General features: G+C 73.2%; 14 protein-coding genes. 8 read left to right on the top strand and 6 right to left on the bottom strand.

Features of this window, described 5'->3' with window-relative positions; all coding sequences use genetic code 11:
• Positions 1-84: 84 nt before the first annotated feature.
• Positions 85-723: a helix-turn-helix domain-containing protein gene (locus MPTA5024_RS03245; protein ID WP_051458006.1), complete on the top strand. Its 639-nt coding sequence runs from the start codon at positions 85-87 to the stop codon at positions 721-723.
• Positions 724-739: 16 nt separating this feature from the next.
• Here MPTA5024_RS03245 and MPTA5024_RS03240 read toward each other — a convergent pair whose 3' ends face one another.
• The 3 genes from MPTA5024_RS03240 to MPTA5024_RS03230 all read right to left on the bottom strand — a co-directional run bounded on the left by MPTA5024_RS03240 (position 740) and on the right by MPTA5024_RS03230 (position 3309).
• Complete coding sequence (locus MPTA5024_RS03240) at positions 740-1048, bottom strand: hypothetical protein (protein ID WP_051457645.1); 309 nt, start codon at positions 1046-1048, stop codon at positions 740-742.
• Complete coding sequence (locus MPTA5024_RS03235) at positions 1049-2125, bottom strand: WD40/YVTN/BNR-like repeat-containing protein (RefSeq protein WP_198166927.1); 1077 nt, start codon at positions 2123-2125, stop codon at positions 1049-1051.
• A gap of 68 nt (positions 2126-2193) precedes the next feature.
• On the bottom strand, positions 2194-3309 hold the full coding sequence (locus MPTA5024_RS03230; RefSeq protein WP_036319724.1) for a globin domain-containing protein: 1116 nt from the start codon (positions 3307-3309) through the stop codon (positions 2194-2196).
• 311 nt (positions 3310-3620) lie between these two features.
• On the opposite strand from MPTA5024_RS03230, the gene MPTA5024_RS03225 reads away from it, so the two are divergent.
• The 3 genes from MPTA5024_RS03225 to MPTA5024_RS03215 are packed head-to-tail and all read left to right on the top strand — an operon-like array spanning position 3621 to position 6112.
• A complete protein-coding gene (locus tag MPTA5024_RS03225; RefSeq protein ID WP_036319722.1) occupies positions 3621-4316 on the top strand; it encodes a gamma-glutamyl-gamma-aminobutyrate hydrolase family protein in 696 nt (231 codons plus the stop codon).
• A gap of 34 nt (positions 4317-4350) precedes the next feature.
• Positions 4351-5316, top strand: coding sequence for an alpha/beta hydrolase (locus tag MPTA5024_RS03220; protein ID WP_036319720.1), 966 nt, complete (start codon positions 4351-4353; stop codon positions 5314-5316).
• 13 nt (positions 5317-5329) lie between these two features.
• Entirely contained in the window at positions 5330-6112 is a 783-nt protein-coding gene (locus MPTA5024_RS03215; protein ID WP_036319718.1) for an enoyl-CoA hydratase/isomerase family protein, read from the top strand.
• 6 nt (positions 6113-6118) lie between these two features.
• On the opposite strand, the gene MPTA5024_RS03210 is transcribed toward MPTA5024_RS03215, so the two are convergent.
• From MPTA5024_RS03210 to MPTA5024_RS03200, 3 genes are all read right to left on the bottom strand, one after another.
• Entirely contained in the window at positions 6119-6541 is a 423-nt protein-coding gene (locus MPTA5024_RS03210; RefSeq protein ID WP_036319716.1) for an SRPBCC family protein, read from the bottom strand.
• Positions 6542-6604: 63 nt separating this feature from the next.
• Positions 6605-7786 carry an acyl-CoA dehydrogenase family protein gene (locus MPTA5024_RS03205; RefSeq protein ID WP_036319714.1) on the bottom strand — a complete coding sequence of 394 codons (1182 nt, stop codon included), beginning with the start codon at positions 7784-7786 and terminating at the stop codon, positions 6605-6607.
• 71 nt (positions 7787-7857) lie between these two features.
• Positions 7858-8448 (bottom strand): class I SAM-dependent methyltransferase, encoded by a 591-nt coding sequence (locus MPTA5024_RS03200; protein WP_036319712.1) that lies wholly within the window; start codon positions 8446-8448, stop codon positions 7858-7860.
• A gap of 130 nt (positions 8449-8578) precedes the next feature.
• Between MPTA5024_RS03200 and MPTA5024_RS03195 the strand changes: the two genes are divergently transcribed.
• The 4 genes from MPTA5024_RS03195 to MPTA5024_RS03180 are packed head-to-tail and all read left to right on the top strand — an operon-like array spanning position 8579 to position 14035.
• On the top strand, positions 8579-10267 hold the full coding sequence (locus MPTA5024_RS03195; RefSeq protein WP_063794610.1) for a sensor histidine kinase: 1689 nt from the start codon (positions 8579-8581) through the stop codon (positions 10265-10267).
• Positions 10264-10938 (top strand): response regulator, encoded by a 675-nt coding sequence (locus MPTA5024_RS03190; protein WP_036322946.1) that lies wholly within the window; start codon positions 10264-10266, stop codon positions 10936-10938. The genes MPTA5024_RS03195 and MPTA5024_RS03190 overlap by 4 nt, the downstream gene beginning before the upstream one ends.
• Before the next feature lie 25 nt (positions 10939-10963).
• Positions 10964-11530 carry a CDP-alcohol phosphatidyltransferase family protein gene (locus MPTA5024_RS03185; protein ID WP_036319710.1) on the top strand — a complete coding sequence of 189 codons (567 nt, stop codon included), beginning with the start codon at positions 10964-10966 and terminating at the stop codon, positions 11528-11530.
• Positions 11531-11533: 3 nt separating this feature from the next.
• Positions 11534-14035 (top strand): mannose-1-phosphate guanyltransferase, encoded by a 2502-nt coding sequence (locus MPTA5024_RS03180; RefSeq protein ID WP_036319707.1) that lies wholly within the window; start codon positions 11534-11536, stop codon positions 14033-14035.
• Positions 14036-14104 lie beyond the last annotated feature (69 nt).

The following is a 14104-nucleotide window of genomic DNA, read 5'->3' as shown; positions in this document are numbered from 1 at the left end:
CACTTAACCGTTGCCGTTAATGTATTCCTTGACGTCGGGCCGGGAATTTCGGCCGTGTAAAGCTCGTGTGACGTGGTGGAGGACATGACCGGCCCTTCGGACATCGAGGCGATCACCGGTGAGCGCCTCGGCGAGCGGCTCCGCGAGCTCCGGGTCCGGTCGGGGATGTCGCTGCGAGCGCTCGCGCGCGAGCTCGGCATCTCGGCGAGCGCCGTCTCCCAGATCGAGCGCGGCACGATGCGCCCCTCGGTCAGCAGGCTGATCGCGTACGTCTCGGCGATCGGCGTGCCGCTCGCGGCCGTCTTCGACGAGAAGGCCGAGGAGGCGCCCCGGGAAGACGGCCGGGAGGGGGCCGCGGGAGACGGGGCGCCGGAGGAGGGGCGGCGCTTCGCCATCCGCAGGGCCTGGGAGGTCGCCCCGATCACGCTGGGCGGCGGCGTCACCTTCCGCAGGCTGTCGCCGGTGCCCACCGACGGCGTCGAGTTCTTCGAGTCCACCTACCCGCCGCGGGCCGTGTCGGCCGAGCACGGCCGGTTCCTCCGGCACGAGGGCTACGAGGTGGGCACGGTCACCCGGGGGGAGCTGACGATCGAGTTCGAGACCGAGGTGGTCACACTGGCCGAGGGCGACTCGATCACGTTCCCGTGCAGCCGCCCCCACATCATCGGCAACCGGTCCGCCACGGTGACCGCCGTGGCCACCTGGCTGATCGTCCACACCTGAGTAGCCGCGCGGGCGGCTACTCCAGCGCGGGGGCGACGTGGATCTCGGCGCCCGGCGGGAGCGCGCACGACAGCCCGCCCAGCCGCCGCGCGTTCTCCCCGCACACGTAGACACCCATCCACGGGCGTATCCGGCCGTCCGCGCCGCGCACCCGCTCCTCCAGGGAGGGGTGGGTACGGCGGAGCGTGTCGAGGGCGGCCTCCAACGTCGGCGCCTGCTCGTCGGCCGCCGCGACGGCGAACACCCGGACCTCGTCCCGGTGGCCCGCCAGGTGGCGGAACGTCCGGGGCAGCACGAACGTCACCATCGTGACGGGCCTGGCCACTCAGAGCACCGCCGCGCGGACGCACAGCACGTCCGGCAGGTGCCGGGCGATCTGCGTCCAGGTCTCCCCGTCGTCGCGCGAGCCGTACACCTCCCCGTCGCGCGTGCCGAAGAACACACCGGCCGGGCCGGCCGCCATCGCGTCCCTGAGGACCGCGGCGTGCACCGGGCCCTCGGGGAGCCCGGTGGAGTGGCCCTGCCAGGTCGATCCGGCGTCCTCGCTGCGGAAGACCTGGTACCGGTGCCCGACCGGGGTGCGGTCGACGTCGCCGTGCAGCGGGAACACCCACAGCGTGTCCGGGTCGTCGGGGTGGACGGCGATCGGGAACCCGAAGTCGGACGGCAGGCCCGACCCGATGTCGGTCCACGAGGCGCCGAAGTCGTCGGACCGGTAGACGCCGAAGTGGTGCTGGAGGTAGAGCCGCTCCGGCCGCGCCGGGTGGTGGGCGACCTTGTGCACGCACTGCCCCCACTCGGGGTACTGCGCGCCCTCGGGCAGGAACGGCGCACGGATGTTCCGGTTGGACGGGTACCAGGTGAGGCCGCCGTCGTCGCTGCGGAAGAACCCGACGGCCGACGCGGCGATCGCGATGGACTTCGGGTCGTCCGGGTGCGGGACGATCGTGTGCAGGCACAGCCCCCCGTTCCCCGGCTGCCACTGGGGCCGGGTCGGGTGGTCCCACAGGCCCTCGACGAGCGAGTAGGTCTCGCCGCGGTCCTCCGACCGGAACAGGGCCGCCGGCTCGGCGCCCGCCCAGACCACGTCGGGCTCGGTGGGCGACGGCTGGAGCTGCCAGACCCGGGCGAGGGCGGCGCCGGTGCGCTCGGGGAAGGCGACCGGCGGCGTGCCCGCCTCGTGCCAGGTCTCCCCGAGGTCGTCGGACCACATGACGGACGGGCCGAAGTGGCCGTACTCGATGCCGGCGAGCAGGCGGGGCGTGTCGCGGCGGGTGTCGACCGCCACCGAGTGCACGGCGATCGTGGAGAACCGCACCGGCTCGACCTCGAAGGGTCCCCCTCCCCTCGATCGCGCGAGGAACAGCCCCTTGCGGGTGCCGACGGCGAGCAGAGCGTCCATGACGAACCTCCTCCTTGTACGGCCTGTGGCCATCGTGCCAGCAGACGCCCCGCCGCGCCCCCGGATCGTCAGGGCTCGCCCTGGACGGTGTCCCGGTGGATGCGGGCCGGCGGCACCCCCGACGCCTGCAGCCGCTGCACGGTCTCGTTCACCATGGTGGACGGCCCGCAGACGTAGACCTCGTGTTCCGCCCAGGAATGGAAGCGCTCCATCACGTCCGGCAGCCTGCCCCGCATGCCGTCGAAGGCCGGCTCGTCCGACACCACGGGCAGCACCCGCAGCCACGGGAAGCCCGACTCCATCCGGACCAGGTCCTGCATGTCGTACAACTCCGACGCGCTGCGGGCCCCGAACAGCAGGTGGATGTGGGGCCGCCGCCCGGACGCGACGACGTGCTCGATGATCGCCTTGAGCGGGGCCAGCCCGGTGCCCCCGGCGACGCAGAGCATGTCCCGGCCCGAGTCCACCGGCGTCATGGTCCCGACCGGCGGCCCGAGCAGGACCTGGTCGCCGATGCGGGTGTGCCGGACCAGGCTCGAGCTGACCCACCCCCCGGGCACCGCCCGCACGTGGAAGCGCAGGGTGTTGTCCTTGCGGGGGGCGTTGGCGATGGAGAAGGTCCGCCAGACCCGGGGCCAGCGCGCCGTCTGCACGGTCACGTACTGCCCGGGGAGGAACGGCAGGCGCTGGGACGGCCGCACCGTGATCACGGCGATGTCCCGGGTGCGGGGCTCGTGGTCCACGACCTCGGCGAGCCACCACGGCGGGGTCGTCCCCGCCTCGGCCTCGGCCGCCTCAATCATGATCTCCGACGCCATGCCGTACGCCGCCACCCAGGCGGCCTCGATCTCCTCGTTCCATATCTCGGCGGCGAAGTGCCTGACGGTCGCGACGAGGGCGTTGCCGACGGCCTTGTAGTGCTCGGCGACGACGCCGTACTTGCGGTGGTCGCGGCCGAGCTGCGCGAGGTAGTGCGCGAGCCCGCCGGGACTGTCCAGCATCCAGACGATTCTCGTGAGCGCGCCGAAGAGCCGGTCGCGCTGCACCTCCATCGCGGGCGGGAACATGCCCCGCAGTTGCGGACTCTCGGAGAACAGCCGTCCGTAGAAATACGCCGCGGCCTTCCCCGCGACGGGCTCGACGAGTGCGAAGCTCTCCTTGACGAGGCGCGGATTTAGCGACATCAGTTGTGTCCCACCCTTGCGACCGGAACGGATTCCGGTCTTTGTCGATCCACCTCCCTGACGGCTCCGGGTGACGAGCGCCGGCGGCCCCGGCTCAACCGATCGCTCACCGGGGAGTGTTTCACCCGCAGTCGGGCGTCACAACCGATTCATCGCAAGGTGGTGCGAAGGCTACGCATCGTCATCAGGTCGTTATCCTTCGTGTCGGGACGTATGTGGTTGACGAGAACCTTGGTGAGAAAGGTGACAAAAAAGAAAAGCCGTACGCCATGATGGGCGTGCCCCTCTGCACCACTTACGGGAGATCGCAAATGGCACGTCCGATCGTCGGCATCACCACCTATCTCGAGGCAGCCCGGTGGGGTGTGTGGGTCCGCGAGGCGGCCGTGTCGCCCCAGGCGTACGCCCGGGCGGTGGAGAAGGCCGGCGCCGCGCCCGTGCTGCTGCCGCCCATCACGCCGTACGCCGTCCCCGACTACCTGCGCGGCCTGGACGGGGTCGTCCTGGCGGGCGGCGTCGAGGTCGACCCCGCCCTGTACGGCGAGGAGGACGCCGAGGACCGGGCCGACGACGTCGGCGAGCCGCAGCCGCACCGGGACCGGTTCGAGGTGGCCCTCGCCCAGGCCGCCGTGGAGGGCGGCGTCCCCCTGCTGGCGATCTCCCGGGGCATGCACGTCCTCAACGTCGCCCAGGGAGGCACGCTCATCCGGTCGCTCCCCGAGTCGGTCGGCCACGACCGGCACGAGACGGCCCGGCACGCGGTGACCGTGAGCGTGTCGAGCAAGGTGGGCAAGGCGATAGGGGACCGGGCCGAGGTGACCGGGGCCCACCGGCAGGCCGTGCGGCGGCTCGGCACCGGGCTCATCGCGGTCGCCTGGGCCGACGACCAGATCGTCGAGGCCGTGGAGCTGCAGGGGCACCGGTTCGCCGTGGGCGTCCAGTGGCACCCCGAGCGCGGCGCGGACAACGGCCTGATCGAGGCGTTCGTCGACGCCGCCCGTCCCTGACGTCCTGTCGGAGGCCGCTGTTAGTGTGCCGGGCATGGCGTTGCATCCGCAGGCCGAGGCCTACCTGAAGCTGTTCCCGTCGGATCTGGGCGTCGACCTGGCGGCGCTCACGCCCGCCCAGATCGCGCGGCTGCGCACGCTCGACGCCATGGCCGACCGGCGGGGCCCGCGGATCGAGCTGCCCGAGGTGCGCGACGAGACGGCGGCCGGGGTGCCGGTCCGCGTCTACCGGCCCGAGCCGGGCGGGCGTCCGCTGCCCGTGCTGGTCTACTTCCACGGCGGCGGCTGGGTCTTCGGCAGCGTCGAGCGCAACGACGCCTTCGGCCGCGACCTCGCCCGCCGGACCGGGGCCGTGGTGGTCTCGGCCGACTACCGCCTCGCCCCCGAGCACCCCTATCCGGCCGCCGCCGACGACGCCCTCGCCGTGGTCCGCGACGTCCACGCCCGGCCTGGGTTCTACGGCGGCGACGCCGGCAGGGTGGCCGTGATCGGCGACAGCGCCGGCGGCAACCTCGCGGCGGTGGCCGCGTGGCGGGCCCGCGACCTCGGCCTGCCCCTCGTCCACCAGGTGCTCGTCTGCCCGGTGCTCGACGTCGCGATGGACACCCCCAGCTACCGGGCGTACGGCTCCGGGTTCGGGCTGAACGCCGACGAGATGGCCTGGTTCGTCGAGCGGTACGCGGCCGGGGCCGACCCCGGCGACCCGGGCCTGGCGCCGCTCCGCCTGCCGGACAAGTCGGGCCTGCCGCCCGCCACCGTGATCACCGCGGAGTGCGACCCGCTGTGCGACGAGGGCGCCGTCTACGCCGCCGCGCTGGCGGAGGCGGGGGTGCCGGTCGAGCACCGCTGCTTCGAGGGCTCCCTCCACGGCTTCGTCGGCCTGCCCGGCTTCTTCGACCAGGCGGGCGAGGCGCGGGATTTGATCGCCGCCCGGCTGCGCGCCGCGTTCGGGACCCCGGAGTGGTCGCAGGTGTCGTCAGTGGGATCGTCCGAGGGGTAGAGGGAGGCGCGACGTGCGGGAGTACGAGAAGCTGCGCACCGACTGGGCGGCCGACGGGGTGCTCAGGATCGTCATCAGCGAGCCCGCGAGGCTGAACGCGGTCGACCGCACCGGCCACCGCGAGCTGGCCGAGATCTGGCGCGACGTCGACCGCGACGACGACGTCAGGGCCGTGGTGATCCGCGGCGAGGGCGAGGCGTTCTCGGCGGGCGGCGACCTGGCGATGATCGAGGAGATGACCCGCGACCACGCGGTGCGGCTGCGGGTGTTCGCCGAGGCCCGCGACATCGTCTACAACGTGATCAATTGTGCGAAGCCGGTCGTCTCCGCCATCCAGGGGCCCGCGGTCGGCGCCGGGCTCGCCGTGGCCCTGCTCGCCGATGTGTCCGTGGCCGGGCGGACGGCGCGCGTCATCGACGGGCACACCCGGCTCGGCGTCGCGGCCGGCGACCACGCGGCGATCGTCTGGCCGCTGCTGTGCGGCCTGGCGAAGGCGAAATATCACCTGCTGCTGTGCGAGCCGGTCACGGGGGAGCAGGCCGAGGCGATGGGCCTGGTCAGCGTGTGCGTCGACGACGACCAGGTGCACGAGCGGGCCCTGGAGATCGCCGAGCGCCTCGCCCGGGGCCCGGCCGAGGCCATCCGGCTCACGAAGTACGCGCTGAACAACTGGCTGCGCCTGGCCGGCCCGTCGTTCGACGCCTCGCTCGCCATGGAGTTCCTCGGCTTCACCGGCCCCGACGTGGTCGAGGGGCTCGCGGCGCTGCGCGAGCGGCGCTCGCCCCGCTTCTCCTGACGCCCGTCACGGGAAGCGCTTGCGCAGCGACTCCAGGCCGGGGGCGAACACGCCCCTGGTGAAGATCTTGGCCATCTTCGCGGCGTCGTCGGCCTCGAACACGGCGTGCCACTCCACGAACGCCTGCCCCGTGTCCGTGACCGGGGCGACCCGGCAGGTGGCGCGGTAGTTCCGCACGGGTAGCGGGCACTGGAGGATCTCGTAGGTCATCGTGCGCTCGTCGTCGTCGAGCGCGAGCAGTCGTTCGCGGAACAGCCCTCCGGCGCCGTCCACCCGGCGCACCGCCCCGGGCCCGACCGGCGCCCCCTCCTCGATCTCGCACAGGGCGACGCCGGGCAACCAGTCGTCCAGGTTGCCGAAGTCGCGCAGGTAGCCCCAGACCTGGTCGGCTCCGGCGTCGATCACGGTGCTGGCGTACGAGTTGGGCATCGACGGCTCCTTCCGCTCGCTCGGCTTGTTCCCCGCCGCCGGCGCCGGGACACGGCGGGCGCGTCAGAAGCTGCGCGGCAGCCCGAGAACCTGGGTGGCGAGGTAGTTGAGCAGCAGTTCCTCGGTCACCGGCGCGATCCGGCCGATGCGGGCGTCGGCCAGCAGCCGCGCCACCGGGTACTCCAGCGAGTACGCCATGCCGCCGTGGGTCTGGAACGCCGCGTCGGCCGCCTCCCACGCCGCCTGGGAGGCGGTCAGCTTGGCGATGTTGGCCTCGGTGCCGCAGGGCAGCCTGTTGTCGAACGACCAGGCCGCCTTGTAGAGCATGAGCCTGGCCAGCTCGATCTTCGCCTTGACCTGGGCCAGGGGGAACGCGACGGCCTGGTTGGCCCCGATGGGCCGGCCGAAGACCTCTCGCTGTTTTGCGTACTCCACGCCGACCCGCAGCGCGACCTCGGCCCCGCCGAGCGCGCTCGCGCCGAGCAGGACGCGCTCGGGGTTGAGGACGTCCCAGAGCACGGAGACGCCGCCGTGCAGCTCGCCCACGACGCTCGTCGCCGGCACCCGCAGGTCGTCGATGAAGACCATGTTGGACGGCGTCGTGTTGGCCCCCATCTTGGGGATCGGCCGGTACGACAGCGTCCCGGCGGCCACCGCCTCGGGGACGTTCACCAGAAAGACGGTCATGCCGTTGGTGCGGGGCCTGGCCTCGGCGGCCGGGATCGTCCGGGTGACCAGCAGCATCCAGGTGGCCCGCTGCACCCCGGTGATCCAGATCTTCTGCCCGTTGATCACGAAGTCGGAGCCGTCCTGCCGGGCGAACGTGGACACGGCCAGCGAGTTCGACCCGGCGTCCGGCTCGGTCAGCGCGAAGCAGGTCTCGATCTCGCCGGACGCGAGCTTCGGCAGCAGCTCGGCCTTCTGCTCCGCCGAGCCGTGCCGCGCCAGCGTGGTCGCGCCGAACCCCGGCGTCAGCACGTAGACGAACGCGGATCCGCCGGCGGCGCCGGACGCGGCCAGCGTCTCCGTCGCGACGGCGAGCTCCAGCAGCCCCTGACCGGCGCCGCCGTACTCCTCGGGGACGGCCAGGCCGAGCCAGCCGCCCTTGGCCAGCTCCGCCCACACCTCCTCCGGCCAGCGCTTCTCGCTCTCGCACCGCTCCCAGTAGTCCATGCCGTACCGGGAGCAGATGTCGGCGATCCCCCGGCGCACCGCCTGGGCGCTCTCGGGCAGCGTGAAGTCCATGGCCGTCTCCAATCCAGCTCGCGGGCCATACTAGAACCACGTTCAGCCCGCGAGCGAGATCACCCGGGAGATCACCTCCGCGGGCGCCGCGCGTGGTAGACGAAGGCGGGCGGCAGGTTGCGCCACACGGTGCGGCCCGGCACGACCTCCTCGAACGACTCGGCCAGCCGCCGCCGGAACCGCAGTGCGGGCGGCAGCGTCCGGGCGTGCACGTACGAGAACGTGGTGAACGCCCCCTCGGGGGAGAGGCTCTCGACCACGGCCCTGAGCACCGACGACTGGTGGCCGTAGGAGAACGCGGCCCACGGCAGCCCGCTGACGATCACGTCGGCGGCGGCCACGCCGCGCGCGGCCAGCAGGGCGGGCAGTTCGGCGGCGGTGTCCACGACGAACTCGACGCCGGGGTGGCGCGCCGCCAGATGCGCCGCGAGGCGGGGGTTGATCTCCACGGCGAGGTGGCGGCCCCGCCCGCCGAGCCGCCGCTGGATCTCCGCGGTGAACGGCCCGGTGCCCGGGCCCAGCTCGACGACGACCGGGTCGCCCCGCTCCGGCACCGGGACGCACACGGCGGACGAGAGCCGCCGCGAGCTGGGCGCGACGGCCCCGGTCAGGGCGGGGGAGCGGAGGAACTGCCCGAGGAAGAGCGCTGATTCGTTGGCCATGCCCCGACGCTAGGGCCGGTGATCATGCTCTGCCGCCCGCCGTCCGGACCGGGCTCGCGGCCAGAAGGAGGAGACGGCCTCCTGCCGGCGGAGGACCGGCCGCCGTCCGCCCGCCCGGTACCGTTCACCTATGTCCCCCGTACGGCGGCCCTTCTTCCGGCGTCCGCAGGAGACCTCCGAGGACGCGCGGCTCCCCTGGCGGGGCGTGGGGACCGACGTGGCCCTGGCGGCCTGCGGCGTCGTGCTCGACGTGCTGGTGACCTGGGGGTCGTGGGGCGGGCCGTCCGCGCCCGTGTGGATCGCGGCCGCGTTCTCCCTGCTGGCCGGCCTTCCCCTGGGCCTGCTGCGCCGCCACCCGGCGGCGGCCGCCCTCCACCTGGCCGTGCTGCTCGTGGTGTGCGACCAGCTCGGCGCGTCCACCGCGAACACCGCGCAGCTGCTGCTCCCGATCGCCGTGGGCGTGCTGGCCCGCTCGCGCGACCTGCGCTGGACGGCCCCGATCGCGGTGCTCGCGTCCGCCGCCACGGCGGTCAACCTGGCCGACCCGGGGATCGCGTTCACCCGCAACACCTGGTTCTACTCGGTCGGGCTGATCGCGGTCCCCGTGCTGATCGGCCGCTACCTGCGCGCCCAGGAGGGGCGCCGCCGGGAGGACCCGGCCCCGCTGCTCGACCTGCTGCTGGCCGCGGGCGGCGTGGCGTTCTCCGTGCTCGGGACCTGGCCGTACTGGGACAGCGGGAGCCCGCCGGTGTGGGCGGTCGGGCTGGTCGTCGTGCTCGCCGGGCTGGCCCTCGGCGTGGTGCGGCACCTCCCGGGCGGGGTCCTGCTGCTGGAGAGCGTCGTGCTCGTGGTCGCCGACCAGTACGTCCCCCGGACGGGCAACAGCCTCCAGCTGCTCGCGCTCATCGCGCTCGGCGTGTTCGCCACCCGGGCGAGCTGGCCCTGGGTGGCCGCGGCCTACGCCCTGACCTGCTCGGTCACCGCCATCGTGATCGTCGACGACGCGTCGGACGTGACGCTGTTCCGCGCCGCCGCCCTCATGACCATGGTCACCGCGCCCGTGGCGATCGGCCGGTACGTCGGCTCCCGGCAGGCCGCGGCCCGGCAGGCGGCGGATCTCGCGGCCGAGCGGACGAGGGCCGACCGGCTGGCCGAGCGGGAGCGGATCGCCCGCGAGGTCCACGACATCGTGGCCCACCACGTCGGCGCCATGGTGCTTCGGGCGAGCGCCGCCCAGTACGCGGGGGCGAGCGGCCCGGCCGCCGAGGCGCTGGCCGACATCCGCGACACCGGCCACCGGGTCCTGGAGGACCTGCGCGGCCTGCTGGCCGTGCTGCGCGACCCCGGGCGCGAGGAGCTGACCCTGGCCGACCCCGATGACGTGATGCGGGACGCGGTCGCCCGGATGTCGGCGGCCGGGCTGCCGGTGGACCTGCGCCTCGACGGCGACCCGGCGCGGGCCCCGCTGGTCGTGCGGGCGTCCGCGGCCCGGATCGTCCAGGAGGGGCTGACGAACGTGCTCAAGCACGCCGGCCCCGGCGCCCGTACGGAGATCACGGTCGGCATGGAGGAGGGGGAGCTCACGGTGGAGGTCCGCAACGGCCCGGGGGCGGCCGGGCCGGCGGCCGCGCTGCCCTCCCACGGCCAGGGCATCGCCGGCATGCGGGAGCGGGCCCGGGCGCTGGGCGGCCGCCTCACCGCCGGCCCCGCCGAGGACGGCGGGTGGCGGCTCGCCGCGGCCCTGCCCATCCCGGGGCCCGTCCCCGGCGATCCGCCGCCGGTCGACCCCGAGTGCCGGTGGCCCGGGAGGACCGCGTGATCCGCGTGGTGGTGGCCGACGACCAGGCGCTCGTACGGGCCGGAGTGCGGATGATGCTGGAGGCGGCCGGCGACATGGAGGTGTGCGGCGAGGCCGCCGACGGCGCCGAGGCCGTGCGGCTGGCCGAGCGGCACCGGCCCGACGTGCTCCTGATGGACCTGCGCATGCCCCGCGTCGACGGCCTGGAGGCCACCCGGCGCATCCTGGCGGTCCAGCCCGCGGCCCGCATCGTGGTGCTCACCACCTTCTCCGAGGACGCCAACCTCTACGCCGCCCTCGGCGCGGGCGCCCTCGGGTTCCTCGTCAAGGACGACCCCCCGGACCGCATGGTCGACGCCGTGCGGCGGGCCGCGGCGGGCGAGCCGCTGCTCGCGCCGTCGGTGCTGCGGCGGGTGGTCGAACGGGCCCTGGACGCCGAGCGGCAGGCCGTCCCCGTGCCCGGCATGCTGACCGAGCGGGAGACGCAGGTGCTCACGCTGGTCGGGATGGGCATGTCCAACGCGGAGATCGCCGGACGGCTGCACGTGGGCGTGACGACGGTCAAGAGCCACGTGGCGGCGCTGATCGAGAAGCTGGGCCTGCGCAACCGCACCCAGGCGGCCGTGATGGCGCACAGGTTCGGCTTGGTGGACACCGGGTTCAACCCCGTGGGTCCGCGCCCAGGGGAGTGAGAGGGCGGCATGTAGGGTCTGGGGCGTGAACCCTGCCGAGGACCGGATCTGGACGGTGCCCAACCTGCTGAGCTTCCTGCGGCTGCTCGGCGTGCCCGTCTTCCTCTGGCTCGTCCTCGGCCCGCACGCCGACGGCTGGGCCATCCTGCTGCTCGCGCTCGCGGGCTTCACCGACTGGCTCGACGGCAAGATCGCCCGGACCTGGAACCAGACCAGCAGGCTCGGACGGCTCATCGACCCGCTGGCCGACCGGCTGTACATCCTCGCCACCCTGGTCGGGCTGGTCCTGCGCGACGCCATCCCCCTGTGGCTCGCGCTCGCCGTGCCGCTGCGCGACGTCCTGCTGCTGTGGGTGCCGCCGGTGCTGCGCCGCCACGGGTACGGGCCCGCGCTGCCCGTGCACTTCCTGGGCAAGGCCGGCACGGCGGCCCTGATGTACGCCTTCCCGCTCCTGTTCCTCGCCTCCCACCAGGGCTGGTACGCCGAGATCTGCGCGATCTCCGGATGGGCCTTCGCCATCTGGGGAACTGGTCTGTATTGGTGGGCGGGGGTGTTGTATGTGGTTCAGGTGCGCGAGCTAACGAAGGGGTGACCCGTGAAGGCCGTCGTCATGGCGGGCGGGGAGGGGACACGGCTGCGGCCGATGACCGCCAACCAGCCCAAGCCCCTGCTCCCCATCATCAACCGGCCGATCATGGAACACGTCCTGCGGCTGCTGAAGCGGCACGGGTTCACCGAGACGGTCGTCACCGTCCAGTTCCTCGCCGCGCTGATCCGCAACTACTTCGGCGACGGCGACGAGCTCGGCATGCGCCTCCACTACGCCACCGAGGAGGTGCCCCTCGGCACGGCCGGCAGCGTCAAGAACGCGGCCGACCGGCTGCGTGAGGACCGCTTCCTGGTGATCTCCGGCGACGCGCTCACCGACATCGACCTGACCGACATGCTGCGCTTCCACCGTGAGAACCGCGCCCTGGTCACGATCGGCCTCAAGCGCGTCCCCAACCCGCTCGAGTTCGGGATCATCATCGTGGACGAGAACGGCCGCATCCAGCGCTTCCTGGAGAAGCCGACCTGGGGCCAGGTGTTCTCCGACACCGTCAACACCGGCATCTACATCATGGAGCCGTCGGTGCTCGACGAGATCGCGCCCGGGCAGTCCGTCGACTGGTCGTCCGACATCTTCCCCAAGCTGCTCGAACGCGGCAGCCCCCTGTACGGGTACGTCGCCGACGGCTACTGGGAGGACGTCGGCACCCACGAGAGCTACCTCAAGGCCCAGGCCGACGTGCTGGAGGGCAAGGTCAAGGTCGACTTCGACGCGTTCGAGCTGGCCCCGGGCGTGTGGGCCGCCGAGGGCGCGTCGGTCGACCCCGACGCCGTGCTCAAGGGCCCGCTCTACATCGGCGACTACGCCAAGGTCGAGGCCGGCGCCGAGCTCCGGGAGTACACGGTGCTCGGCAGCAACGCCGTCGTCAAGGAGGGCGCCTTCCTCCACCGGGCCGTGGTCAGCGACAACGTCTACGTCGGGCCGGCCGCCCACCTGCGCGGCTGCGTCATCGGCAAGAACACCGACGTCATGACCGGCGCCAGGATCGAGGAGAACGCGGTCGTCGGCGACGAGTGCGTGATCGAGGCCGAGGCGTACGTCTCGTCCGGCGTCAAGATCTACCCGTTCAAGACGATCGAGGCCGGCACGGTCGTCAACACCAGCGTCATCTGGGAGTCCCGCGGCCAGCGCAGCCTGTTCGGCCAGCGCGGCGTGTCCGGGCTGGTCAACGTGGAGATCACCCCCGAGCTGTGCGTACGGCTGGCCAGCGCGTACGCCACGACCCTGCGCAAGGGCGACACCGTGGTCACCTCCCGCGACGCCTCCCGGGCGGCCCGCGCGCTCAAGCGGGCCGTCATCAGCGCGCTCAACTCCAGCGCGATCAACGTCGTCGACCTGGAGGCCGCCGCCCTGCCGGTCGCCCGCTTCAACACCTCCAGGGAGAACGTCAAGGGGGGCATCGCCGTCCGGACCACCGCCGGCGACCCCCAGAGCGTCGACATCGTGTTCATGGACGAGACCGGGGGTGATCTCTCCCAGGTGGCCCAGCGCAAGCTGGAGCGCGTCTTCTCGCGCCAGGAGTACCGCCGCGCCTTCCCCGGCGAGATCGCCGAGCTGACCTTTCCCGCCCGGGCCGTCGACACCTACGTCCGCGAGCTGCTCGGCTGCGTCGACATGACCGGCGTCAAGGACGCCGAGATGAAGGTCGTCGTCGACTGCGCCGGCGGCACGTCCTCGCTCGTGCTGCCGAGCCTCCTCGGCCGGGTGGGGGTCGACGTGCTCACCGTGAACAACCGTCTCGACGACGCCTCCCCGACCGAGACGCTCGCCGAGCGCCGCCGCGACCTGCAGCGGCTGGCCGAGCTCGTCGCCTCCTCCCGCGCCGCCTTCGGCGTGCGGTTCGACCCGGTGGGGGAGCGGGTCTCCCTGGTGGACGAGATGGGCCAGCTCATCAGCGAGGAGCGGGCGCTGCTCGTCGTCCTCGACCTGGTGGCGGCCGAGCGCCGCGGGGGCCGGGTCGCGCTGCCCGTCACCACCACGCGGGTCGCCGAGATGGTCTGCCGCTTCCACGGTGTCCAGGTCGACTGGACGGCCACCAGCCTCGACACCCTCACCAGCGCCGCCCGCCACCCCGACATGATCTTCGCCGGCGACGGCCGCGGCGGGTTCATCGTGCCCGAGTTCGCCCCTACCGTGGACGGCCTGGCCGTGTTCCTCCGCCTGCTCGGCCTCGTGGCCCGCACCCGGCTGTCCCTCAGCCAGATCGACGCCCGCATCCCCGAGGCCAGGCTCCTCAAACGGACCGTTCCCACGCCCTGGGCGCACAAGGGCGCCGTCATGCGCTCGGTCGTCGAGGCCGCCGAGGGCCACCGGCTCGACACGACCGACGGCGTCCGCGTCGTCGAGGACGACGGAAGCTGGGCCCTGGTCCTCCCCGACCCGGCCGAGGCCGTCACCCACCTGTGGGCCGAGGGCCACGACATGGACACCGCCCAGACCCTCATCGAGCACTGGGCCCACGTCGTCGAACAGGCCGCCGGCCAGTGACGCCGGGCGAGAGCCGTGAGCTGTGTGGCGGGATGGACCTTGAACGGCCGGGGGCTGTAGCGTTGGTCA

The organism is Microbispora sp. ATCC PTA-5024 (assembly GCF_000511135.2).
Lineage (GTDB): Bacteria > Actinomycetota > Actinomycetes > Streptosporangiales > Streptosporangiaceae > Microbispora > Microbispora corallina.
The sequence above is the reverse complement of the archived record's forward strand: the minus strand, read 5'-3'. Positions and strand labels throughout refer to the sequence as shown.

What these genes read in the sequence shown, in the direction of transcription:
- MPTA5024_RS03205 (WP_036319714.1), bottom strand. Translation starts at nt 7,786, where the DNA reads ATGGACTTCACGCTGCCCGAGAGCGCCCAGGCGGTGCGCCGGGGGATC.
- MPTA5024_RS03220 (WP_036319720.1), top strand. Translation starts at nt 4,351, where the DNA reads ATGGCGTTGCATCCGCAGGCCGAGGCCTACCTGAAGCTGTTCCCGTCG.
- MPTA5024_RS03245 (WP_051458006.1), top strand. Translation starts at nt 85, where the DNA reads ATGACCGGCCCTTCGGACATCGAGGCGATCACCGGTGAGCGCCTCGGC.
- MPTA5024_RS03230 (WP_036319724.1), bottom strand. Translation starts at nt 3,309, where the DNA reads ATGTCGCTAAATCCGCGCCTCGTCAAGGAGAGCTTCGCACTCGTCGAG.
- MPTA5024_RS03235 (WP_198166927.1), bottom strand. Translation starts at nt 2,125, where the DNA reads ATGGACGCTCTGCTCGCCGTCGGCACCCGCAAGGGGCTGTTCCTCGCG.
- MPTA5024_RS03195 (WP_063794610.1), top strand. Translation starts at nt 8,579, where the DNA reads ATGTCCCCCGTACGGCGGCCCTTCTTCCGGCGTCCGCAGGAGACCTCC.
- MPTA5024_RS03200 (WP_036319712.1), bottom strand. Translation starts at nt 8,448, where the DNA reads ATGGCCAACGAATCAGCGCTCTTCCTCGGGCAGTTCCTCCGCTCCCCC.
- MPTA5024_RS03225 (WP_036319722.1), top strand. Translation starts at nt 3,621, where the DNA reads ATGGCACGTCCGATCGTCGGCATCACCACCTATCTCGAGGCAGCCCGG.
- MPTA5024_RS03210 (WP_036319716.1), bottom strand. Translation starts at nt 6,541, where the DNA reads ATGCCCAACTCGTACGCCAGCACCGTGATCGACGCCGGAGCCGACCAG.